Consider the following 10,784-nt stretch of genomic DNA (forward strand, 5'->3'; position numbering starts at 1 on the left):
ATTTATGTTTAACTCCTTGTGTGTTTTTTTTGTGTGAGAACTTAATTATAACAGGGTTTTATCATAAATGTTTTTTTATTTTATTATGCTGTAAAATTATTCAAGCATTTTTGCACTATTATAGTTAACATTATTTTTTCACCAAATACCACTAATTATAATATATACTTCCATTATACAAAACCAATTAATAAAATTCCACAGTTTTTACTTTTATAGGTTGTTAAATAAACAACATTTATAAAAAAATAAAATGAGTGCTGTTTGTCAAACAAATTATTGTATATTTTGATTTAAAGTTTTAAAATTTGAATATAAACTGTATTAGTAAATATTAAATTTACCTCTACATATAAAGCATAATGCTTTTTGCGTACTATTCCATAAAAAATCCCCACAAGACATCTTTAAACAATTAGTCTCGTGGGAATTTATACTATCCTTTAATTCCATTTTCAATTATAAATTTAGTTAAAATATTTTTAAATTAATTAATGTTAAACTCCAAATAATCCGCCAATAAACCCTAAAGTAGCTCCAACTCCTGCTCCAATAATTGGTCCAATTATTGGCACTAATGTTCCTATAGTTGCACCAGCAATTGCTCCTTTAGCAGATGAATCTAAAGCTTTAGTTAATGAACCACTTATTTCATTTTGTATTTCATAATTATAATTCATAAGATCATCATTTTTTTTCCACATTAACGGATCTTTATTGATTTTATCCATATATATAACTCTTTTTTCATCTGGTGTTGACTTAATTATATAACATAATAACTTTGAAATATTATATTTATATAATGCTGAATAATAAATTGGATTAATTACAACACCTGTAGAATTATATATTCTATTTTTTACTGATTCAACTTTTTCATTTAAAAATTTTATTAAATTTTCTTCGGGAATATTTAACATGTTATTCCACCCACGACCTTTCATTGCAATATCACATTGATTTATAGCAACTAAGATTCTATTTTCATCTGGAATATTAGGTATGATAACTTCATTGATAAGTTCAAAAGAAGTTTTCATATCCCTTACTGATCCATCAATAATAACTAAAACCAAATCTATTAATGCTTTTCCACTATCATCTTTTTTATTAAGTAATTTAATAATATTCTTAATATGATTATTATCCTGGATAGGGTTATCTCCTAGTCCTGGTGTATCCCATAATATAATATTGTTTAATTCATATTTTTTGATCTCCATAGTTTCTGGATTTGTTCCTTGTCCAACTACTGCTATGTTTTTATCAAATAGTGCATTTATTGTTGAACTTTTACCACTACCTGTTGCTCCGGTTATCATAATATTTAATTTATTATTTTTTAGCTCAGTAATTTTTTGTTTAATAAGATTTTTAGTTTTTTCATTTAACTCAATTTTATCTAGCTCATGATTAACTTTGTCTAAAATCTTTTCCACTTTAAGCTCCCCTTTTATAATAAGTCTCTACGCTTTTTTGGTATATTATCAATAATCATATCAAGTAATTTATCAATATTATAATTATGTTCAGCAGAATAATATATAGGTTTTATTATTTCTACATTCGTAGCTTCTTTAACTCTTCTTCTTATAGAATTTACTTGTTCATCTAAAAATGATTTCAATTTATGATTAGGTTCATTAGAAGTCATGTTCCAATTCCTTCCTTTCATTGCAATATCAGCTTGATTTATAGCAATGAAAATTCTATCTCTCTGAAAATTTGGAACAATAATATTATTAATTAAATCATATGTAGTACCCATATCTCTATTAGAACCTTCGATAATTATTAATACTAAATCAATCCATCCATATTTAATATTATCTAAAGAATATGTCTTATATAATAAATCTATTATTTTTTTAGAATGTATCTTATCTATCTCTACTCCATCACCCAAACCAGGTGTATCCCAAAATCTTATTAAATCACTAAGTTCATAACTGTCTAATTCCATAGTCTCCGGATCTACACCTATACCAACTTTAGCAACTTCTCTTTTAAATAAAGAATTTAATGTTGAAGATTTTCCTGCGCCTGTTACACCTGTTACCATTACATCAAGTGGTTTAAACTTGGCTTTTTCTAATTTTTTTCTTATGTCTTGAATTCTATAATTTTCAAACATTTCATCACCAACTTGTTATAGCATTCCAAATTGCTTTACCGGTTCCAGCAACTGCACCAACAGCGCCTCCTACTGCTCTACCAATCATTTCTCCTGTACTGCCAAAAACTTTCCCTAACATTTCTTCACCAATATCAGCGCCATTACTAGCGAATTCTGAAACTGTCTCTGCAAAGCTTTGTTTTATTTCTGTAGAATAATCTTTTAAATCATCGTTATCTTTCCACACATCATCATTTTGTGAAATATTGTTAACATATGATAATCTCTTTTCTTTTGGGGTATGTTTAATAATAAAGTATAATAATTTAGATAAATTATATGGCCTTTGTTCATCATATTCGTCTTTAAATCCAGCTGAATAATAAATCGGTGTAATATCCACACCTGTTCCTTCTTTTATTCTTCTACTTACTGATTGAACTTTTTCGTCTAAAAATTTAATTAATGGCTCTTTAGGTCTATTCTCTTCTCCATTCCAATTTCTCCCCTTCATAGCCATATCACATTGATTTATAGCTATTAAAATTCTATTTTTTTTATTTTTACCAAGATTTTTACCAAGGTTAGGAATTATTACTTGATTTATAAGTTCATAAGATGTTCCTAAATCTCTACTGCTTCCATCTAAAATAACAAGTACTAAATCAATTAAGGCATTACCATCCTCATCACACTCATTTAATTTTTTTATAATATTTTTAGAATGTTTAATATCTGCTTCTTTTCCATCACCTAATCCTGGACTATCCCATAAAACTAAATTATCTAAATCATATTTACTAATTTCCATAGTTTCTGGATCTACCCCACTGCCTACTTTTGCAATTTGTGTATTAAATAATGCATTTATAGTTGAACTTTTACCGCATCCTGTTGCTCCTGTAATCATAATATTAATTTTTTCTTCTTTTAACTTTAATATATTTTTTAATATTTTATGTTTTTCTTTGTCTGATAAAGAAGACTTATATATGTCTTCTTCCATATCTTTGAAAATATCATTTTTGCTATCTTTTGATTCCATATTTAAACACCTTTCTTTCTTAAAATATATAGTAAATTTAATTAAAACCTATTTTGGTTAAATTTATCTAAATGTTATAATATTGTTAATAAATTTAATAGGAGGCTTTATATATACATATGATTAAGTTTTTAGAAAAACCCAAATTAATTAATATTGAGGTTACAGATAGATGTCCTTTAGAATGTCCTCAATGTTATTGTAAATTAAATGTAGGAAAAGATATCAATAAAAATTTAGCGCTTAATATAATTAGACAAGCAACTGAATTAAATGTAGAGTACATAAATATTAGTGGTGGTGAAACCTTGTTATATCCTCATTTATTAGAATTAATAAATGCATGTCATAGAAATAAAATTTTTCCTAATATAGCTATATCAGGTTGGGGTTTTACTGAGTTAATTTTAAATAAATTAATTTATAATGGAATAAATTATATTTTTGTTTCATTAAATGGATCTACTGAAAAAATTAACTCTTTTTCAAGAAATGGATATAATTTAGCTATAAATGCTTTAAAAATATTATCTCAATTTAAATTTGATAAAACCGTTTTAAATTGGGTTATGCAGTCAAACAATTCAGATGATTTTCCCAACTTAATTAAATTAGCTGAAAAATATAATGTTTCTACTGTAGTTATAATGTGCATAAAACCCAACAATGAAGGAATATTAAAAAATTTTCCTTCAAATGAACAATTTGAAAAAATATCTGTTTTTGTAAAGAAATACAATGGTAGCGTTAATATAGTAATTGATAAATGTTTTTCTCAATTAAAAGCCTATATGGGAAGAAATATTTTTTCAAATACAAATATCGGACTTTACAAAGGATGTACTGCTGGATTGGATTCATTTACATTAAATGTTGATGGTAATTTTACACCTTGCAGACATTTATTCATCCCTGAAAAATTTAACCGATTAATAGATTATTGGAATACTTCTTCTACTTTAATCGAACTTAGAAAAAATCATATATTGAAATCCACTACTTGTATTACTTGTAAGCTTAAAAATTATTGTCGTCCTTGCTTTGCAGTAAATAGCTCTAAGAGTTTTAAAAAAAATAAAGAAAATACATATTGCCAATTATATCTTATTTAAGCATAATATATTTTTTATTCCAATATATACAACTTATATTTTAATTATATCTCAAAATATAAAAATTCTCCATATTTTTATATGCTATTCTTTAAATTAATTCTAATTTTTTAAATAATATTAAAAATCCCCACAAGACATCTTTAAACAATTAGTCTAGTGGGGATTTATACTATCCTTTAATTCCATTTTCAATTTCATATCTTTATATATTTTCAATCTTAATATTAATCCTAACTCCTGCAAGGAAACTCACTATTGCTATATCATCAGTTCCTATTTCTATGTAATCTAAAGTTTTTAGCATTAACTCATATGTCATCTTATTAATCTTTCCATGGTCTTCTATAAGTTTAGTTAATTGTTCCAATTTATATTGCTGGAGTATAGTTCTATTACTTAATATCTTCTGCCAAGCTTTATTCTTTACTAGTTCATTCCAAGCTTTTATAAAAATTTGTTCTGGCTCTTTATCTTTTATTCTTATTCCATTTGTGCAAGCATCTTTTGGTACTGGTTTGCACCGTCCTTCTCTATATCTTTTACAACACCAATAGTATTCTCCCTTATCTTCTTTTCTTTTTGATTGTTTCCTTACCATTACCTTTCCGCAGTGGATACAAAACATTTTTCCACTGAAGGGCAACATTTCACTATGTTGATGATATTTATACATTTTATGTTCTTCAGTCATCTTAGCTTGTCTTTCAAATTCAAGTTGTACACACTCCCATATATCTTTATCAATAATATTAGTATGTGTATTTTCATAATAATAGCTTGGTAATTGACCTGTATTTTTTACCCTTTTCTTTGTTAGATAATCTGCATTAAATGTTTTTTGAAATAAGGTATCTCCTTTATATTTTTCATTTGTAAGTATTTTCTTTAATGTACTCCAACTCCATACTTCATTTCCTATTTCTGTGGTAATTTCTTCCTCTGTAAGTCTTTTAGCTATTTGATAGTATCCATAGCCATTAAGAAATTCTTCATATATTCTTTTAACAACTTTTCCTTGATTTTCATCAACAACAAGGTTTCCTTCTTTATCTTTATAGTAACCAAAGAATTTACCACTTGGTACGCTTTCTACATATCCACATTCATATCTTCTATGTATTCCCCATTTTATATTTTGTGACATAGCTTGGCTTTCATTTTGTGCTACTGCTAATAGTAATGTAATTAACATCTCTCCTTCACTATTTTTGGTATGTATGTTTTCTTTTTCAAAGAATACGTCTACTCCTAATTCTTTAAGCTCTCTTATACTATTTAAGCATTCTAAAGTATTTCTTCCAAATCTAGATAAGCTTTTTGTGATTATCATATCTATTTTTTTATTTCTTGCATCCTTCATAAGTTTTATGAAAGCTTTTCTCTTTTTAATATCTGTTCCTGATGTACCTTCATCTGCATATATTCCAACTAAAGTATATTCTGGTTTTTCTTTTATGTATTTTTCAAAGTATTTAATTTGTGCATTGTAACTTATTATTTGCTCTTCATTATTAGATGAAACTCTGCAATAGGCTGCTACTTTAAATTTATTTTCTTTATTATCATTTGTTTTACCTTCATTTAAAGTATTGATTAAGGGGTATAATATTGAAATTCTTTTGCTCCTTGTTTTTTGTACTTTTCTCATTTAAAATCTCCTCTACTACCATAGGTTCTTTTAATGTGTCTTCTATAATTTCTTTCACCCTTTTTTCTAATATTTTAGTTCCATTACATGTTGCTTTACCTTTTTGCATATATGTGGCACATACCCAACTTACTTGTTTATTATATTGAATCACTCTTATGAGATTAGCTCCACAATATGAACATTTTAATAATGCTGTAAATGGATACTTTTTAGGTTTTCTATTAGCTCTTATAACTTGCGCCTTTTCCCAATTACTTTTACTTATTATAGGTATATGAGATTTTTCCATGTAATACTTTGCTTTTTCTCCTTTATTACGCCTCCACTTACCATCCTCTGTTATAAAAGTCTTTTGCATAAGGCAGGCACCTTTGTATTTTTCATTTGATATAATATCTAATATTCTACCTGAGCTCCAAGGTTTAGTAGCATAGGTAGGTACTTTTTCTTCATTTAATTTTTTAGCAATACTATATGCTGGAACCCCTTGAAGAAAAAGCTCATATATTCTTCTAATTATTTTTCCTTGCTCTTTATTTATAACTATTTTTCCTTTTTTATTTCTTTCATAGCCTAATAAATTATTTGTATCTATCTTAACTTCTCCACTTTTAAACTTCTTTTCTATGGCCCACCTAACATTGCTACAAACTGATTTGCGTTCTTCCTCTGCTATAGCTCCAAGTACTGTTAGCATTAACTCCCCTTCACCCTTAAGAGTATTTATGTTTTGTTCTTCAAAAATAACTCCTACACCTACTTCTTTAAGTGACCGTATATTTTCTAAAAGCACTAATGTATTTCTTGAAAACCGAGATATTGATTTGGTCATAATTAAATCAATATCTCCTGCTTTTGCCTTTTCTAACATACTCTTAAAACCTGGTCTATCTTCTCTTGCTCCTGAAATGCCAGCATCTGAAAATATTCCACAATATTCATAGTAAGGATTTCCCCTTATAAGCCTTTCATAATATTCTTTCTGATTCTCAAAGGAATTTAACTGTGTTCTACTATCAGTAGATACTCTAACATAAGCACATACCCTAAGCCTTTTAAATTCATTTAATATGTTTTTTCTTGATTTAATCTCTGTAACTTTTCTCATGGCTCACCTCTAATTTAAAGTCTAGGGTAACTCATTTCCATCTTTAAATCCAAATACTACTTCCTTTTCAGATTTTATAATCATGGAATTAAGAGTTGCACTCCATAACCCTTCATCAAATTCATGAAGTATTTCTTCTTTACTTTTAAGATTCTTAATAAAATCTTGAATTTGATTCTTTCTTCCGTTACACCTTGTGATTTCGTTTTTTATTTCACTATGCCGTTTTTCTAAACTATTGTACCTTTTAACTTTTTCATTGTACTCTCTATTAAATTCATCTTGATCCATTGGTGATCGGGCATTTTCTGCAATTAATCTCTTTACTTCTTTTTCAACACTTTTGCATTTCTTATCTATTTTAGAAAGTTCATTTTCTTGTTTACTAAAATCACTAAGCTTTTTAATAATATCTTCATACTCTTTTAATACTTCTTCTTTGTTTTCAATTAAACTGTTAAAAGCATCTATAAAAGCTTTCTTTACTAATTCTTCATCTAAATGTGGTGTCTTACAAAACTTCCTCTTTTTAAACTTATTATTGCATTGCCATATTGTCTTTGCATATTTACTATTAGAATGCCATAGCTTTCTTCCATAAACCCCTCCACAATCCCCACATACAATTCGGCTAGCAAAGGAGCTTATTGCACTGGTATACTTACCTGCTGCTTTTCTCCTTTTAAACTCTTCTTGTACCAATTCATAAACCTCTGCTGTAACTATGGCTGGATGACTCTCTTACACATAATACTGTGGAACTTCTCCTTCATTAACTTTTGTTTTCTTTGTTAAAAAGTCTACTGTAAAACTCTTTTGAAGAAGAGCATCTCCCTTATATTTTTCATTTTTTAGAATACTAGATACCGTACTTCCTTGCCATATACTTTTCCTAGCTGGTGTTGGTATCTTTGACTCTGTTAAATATTTTGCTATACCTGTAGGAGTCTTTCCTTCAAGAAATAACTTGTAAATTAACCTTACAATCTTAGCCTCTTTTTCAATAATCTTAGGTACACCATCCTCCCCCTTTTCATATCCGAGAAAATTCTTATATGCTAAACTTACTTTGCCATCTGCAAATCTTTTTCTTTGTCCCCAAGTAACGTTTTGCGAAATTGACCTACTTTCTTCTTGTCCTAGCACTGCAACATTGATACAATTTAGCGCCTTTTTTAGCTTTCATTATCGCTAAATTGTTTAGGGTTTCCGCTAAAAAGTGCACCCACTAGAAAATTGCTTCATTATATATGTACTTTTATAATATGAATATTAAGAATGAAAATAAAAAATCCCCCAAAGGCTAACAAGTTAATATTAGTCTTCAGGGGATTAGTTTATTTTTTATTCTATTATTTCTTTGACTATACATAGTTAATACTACTTTTAATAAAGAAAGCCGTTATAAATATTGCTCCTTTAACTTGAGTCCAAACTTTATTTACTATAGACGAAACTTTTCATTACTTTTATACAAACTAGTAAATATAGCTATAAATCCAGTTATAGCTCCGATTACTATAACTACTGAATATGTTACCTATTTTTCACAACCAATAGTGTTATACTTGATATTGTAATTTATCATTTTAAAATCTCTAATCAAATACCTGCTCAATTCTGTTATATTCTGATAAATAGTTAATACAAGTAAAAGAATACGCTCCTGTTAGCGACTTCTTTTTTACTCTGGACATACTAATAAATATTGCGTCAAATATATTCTTTTCGTTGTACTCTCCTTCATAAATATTGCCTTCTATATATTTAGTACTTGGTGCATCTAGTATCAGTATAATATTAGGTGTTTCCCATCCTTTGTAACTATGGTATGAACAGATTTTTAATCTACCCGTCCCCCCTTGAAATTTCCATTTCTCATTTCTTCGTTTTCTATAATCTTTTTGCTTTTCCTTATCATATACATGTGAAGTTTTTATTCCTTTATTTTCAAATCTTTTAACTATTTCAACCCCAGTATTTTCATTAGTTGTTAATATAGTTATATCATCTAAAACATTAGTCTCTTTTAGAAATTCAACTTGATTTTCGATTTGGTCTAATTTCTCTATCATAGTAATCGCTGAGGAATTTATCCATTTTGTCATCTCAATAAATGATTGTTGAGTATTAGTATTGGGCTTAATTTCTTCAGCATCTATATTAAATTCATTTCGTATATCTTGTACTAAAGATACTATTTTTTGTGGGAGTCTCATTGATACTTTTATATTTCCAGGCTGTCCTCTAAAGCCAATGTTCTTTATCTGATTACTATCTTCTATCCAAACACCATGCTTATAAATATCTTGAGCTTTATCATAAACTATAAATATCTCCCCTTCATTAGTAAAGAACTGCTTTAAAAATCTTATCCACTCTCCTTGGAAATCTTGTCCCTCATCAATCAATATATAATCATATTTTAAGTTATTTTTAATAGTATTATTTTGTATATATAAATTAATTATATTTATCCATTTTTGTGTAAAATCATCATCATCTTCATCATGTATTATTTCTATTTCATGCTCCATCATAATAATTTTTAGAAAATCATGAAAATGACATATTGTTAAATTAGACTTTAATTTTTTTCTTTCTCCTTTATAACTACCTATACCAAATTGTTGGCTGCATAAATCTCTTAAATAATGCCTTAAAGTAATATTAAAAGTTAGGATTAAAACTGCTTTATCTTCCTTTATTGCATTAACTGCTTTTTGAGCTAAAGATAATGATTTTCCTGCTCCTGCAACTCCACTCCATCTACGAATAGAACCTTTTTGCAGTTTTGCTAATTTTTCTTGCTCATATGTAAGTTTAATTGGTTGTTTTCGTTCATAGTTATAATCAGAATATTGAAGATTAGATGTTAATTCTTTTACTAATTCAGCTAACAGCCCATTATGATTTAATTTTGATTTAATTAAAGATAATGCATATGTATGCTGAAAAGCATTTAGTTTATTATCTATATTACTAATATAATCTATGTCACCTTTTGTCCAAATTTTTGTATGCTTATTGCTTGCGTTACAAAATTTTTTTGCTTCAAATTTAGTTGCTTTATGAAAATAAACTACAGTTTCAACACAACCAAAAAATACATCATTAAACATTTCCGATAAGTATACACTATTTATTAATTCTGTTTTCAAAATTAAATTTTTATAATTTTCAACTTGATTTATTGGATTTTTATTAATTTTATTACCATTATGCCCCTTAATATATCCACCATTTTCATATATATCAGATGATAAATTCCAATCCTTAACTTCTATAATTATAATTCCTTTATCTGGATTAAGCAATATAAAATCAGGTTTCATTGAATTTATATGTGGTTGTTCAAATATGGTCCACCCTTTAAATCTAGGACTAGTTGTAAAATGCCTTAGCAAAAATTCTTCCCCCTCCGTTCTAGGGTCGAAAGGATTAAAATTCTCTATAATTTCTCTATCCATTAGTTTATTGCTCCTTTTTATCACTATTGCTAATCTATAATATTCTATTTACATTATACCAGTTTTAACTATATATAATATTTAAAAATTAGTATTGTTTTTACCTAGTCTTAAAGTTAAAAGCTATTATTAAATAGTATAAACACCACTTTACAAGTAATTAAAAATTAATTTTAAAAAAATGAACCAAATTCCTAAAAACTGTGCAAACTATTAATACAACCAATACTAATAAACCACAGGAGGAATTTGGTTCTATGAATAGTATTGACGAAA

General features: G+C 27.2%; 9 protein-coding genes. 1 reads left to right on the top strand and 8 read right to left on the bottom strand.

The genetic code is table 11. The features are described 5' to 3' along the window. Positions 1–497 precede the first annotated feature (497 nt). Genes GBZ86_RS08650 through GBZ86_RS08660 form a run of 3 tightly spaced genes read right to left on the bottom strand, consistent with a single transcriptional unit; the run spans position 498 to position 3,164 of the window. The gene (locus GBZ86_RS08650) at positions 498–1,442 is read right to left on the bottom strand and encodes a GTPase (protein WP_327444699.1); all 945 of its coding nucleotides are present in this window, start codon (positions 1,440–1,442) and stop codon (positions 498–500) included. 14 nt (positions 1,443–1,456) lie between these two features. Then, positions 1,457–2,137 carry a GTPase family protein gene (locus tag GBZ86_RS08655; RefSeq protein ID WP_152889702.1) on the bottom strand — a complete coding sequence of 227 codons (681 nt, stop codon included), beginning with the start codon at positions 2,135–2,137 and terminating at the stop codon, positions 1,457–1,459. 4 nt (positions 2,138–2,141) lie between these two features. After that, positions 2,142–3,164: a GTPase family protein gene (locus tag GBZ86_RS08660; protein ID WP_152889705.1), complete on the bottom strand. Its 1,023-nt coding sequence runs from the start codon at positions 3,162–3,164 to the stop codon at positions 2,142–2,144. A gap of 119 nt (positions 3,165–3,283) precedes the next feature. On the opposite strand from GBZ86_RS08660, the gene GBZ86_RS08665 reads away from it, so the two are divergent. Continuing rightward, complete coding sequence (locus GBZ86_RS08665; protein WP_152889708.1) at positions 3,284–4,276, top strand: radical SAM/SPASM domain-containing protein; 993 nt, start codon at positions 3,284–3,286, stop codon at positions 4,274–4,276. 205 nt (positions 4,277–4,481) lie between these two features. Here GBZ86_RS08665 and GBZ86_RS08670 read toward each other — a convergent pair whose 3' ends face one another. The 5 genes from GBZ86_RS08670 to GBZ86_RS08685 form a co-directional block, all read right to left on the bottom strand. Next, complete coding sequence (locus GBZ86_RS08670; protein WP_152889710.1) at positions 4,482–5,927, bottom strand: recombinase family protein; 1,446 nt, start codon at positions 5,925–5,927, stop codon at positions 4,482–4,484. Then, positions 5,857–7,038 carry a recombinase family protein gene (locus GBZ86_RS08675; RefSeq protein ID WP_152889713.1) on the bottom strand — a complete coding sequence of 394 codons (1,182 nt, stop codon included), beginning with the start codon at positions 7,036–7,038 and terminating at the stop codon, positions 5,857–5,859. Before GBZ86_RS08675 ends, GBZ86_RS08670 begins: the two co-directional genes overlap by 71 nt. 21 nt (positions 7,039–7,059) lie before the next feature. Beyond that, positions 7,060–7,740: a recombinase zinc ribbon domain-containing protein gene (locus GBZ86_RS08680; protein ID WP_234885139.1), complete on the bottom strand. Its 681-nt coding sequence runs from the start codon at positions 7,738–7,740 to the stop codon at positions 7,060–7,062. A 39-nt stretch (positions 7,741–7,779) separates the two neighbouring features. Then, entirely contained in the window at positions 7,780–8,184 is a 405-nt protein-coding gene (locus tag GBZ86_RS18670; RefSeq protein WP_327444706.1) for a recombinase family protein, read from the bottom strand. A 452-nt stretch (positions 8,185–8,636) separates the two neighbouring features. After that, positions 8,637–10,508 carry a nuclease-related domain-containing DEAD/DEAH box helicase gene (locus GBZ86_RS08685; RefSeq protein WP_152889716.1) on the bottom strand — a complete coding sequence of 624 codons (1,872 nt, stop codon included), beginning with the start codon at positions 10,506–10,508 and terminating at the stop codon, positions 8,637–8,639. Between the last annotated feature and the right edge of the window lie 276 nt (positions 10,509–10,784).

The sequence above is a fragment of the Clostridium tarantellae genome, assembly GCF_009295725.1.
Taxonomy (GTDB): domain Bacteria; phylum Bacillota; class Clostridia; order Clostridiales; family Clostridiaceae; genus Sarcina; species Sarcina tarantellae.

What these genes read in the sequence shown, in the direction of transcription:
- GBZ86_RS08685 (WP_152889716.1), bottom strand. Translation starts at nt 10,508, where the DNA reads ATGGATAGAGAAATTATAGAGAATTTTAATCCTTTCGACCCTAGAACG.
- GBZ86_RS08670 (WP_152889710.1), bottom strand. Translation starts at nt 5,927, where the DNA reads ATGAGAAAAGTACAAAAAACAAGGAGCAAAAGAATTTCAATATTATAC.
- GBZ86_RS08660 (WP_152889705.1), bottom strand. Translation starts at nt 3,164, where the DNA reads ATGGAATCAAAAGATAGCAAAAATGATATTTTCAAAGATATGGAAGAA.
- GBZ86_RS08675 (WP_152889713.1), bottom strand. Translation starts at nt 7,038, where the DNA reads ATGAGAAAAGTTACAGAGATTAAATCAAGAAAAAACATATTAAATGAA.
- GBZ86_RS08655 (WP_152889702.1), bottom strand. Translation starts at nt 2,137, where the DNA reads ATGTTTGAAAATTATAGAATTCAAGACATAAGAAAAAAATTAGAAAAA.
- GBZ86_RS08665 (WP_152889708.1), top strand. Translation starts at nt 3,284, where the DNA reads ATGATTAAGTTTTTAGAAAAACCCAAATTAATTAATATTGAGGTTACA.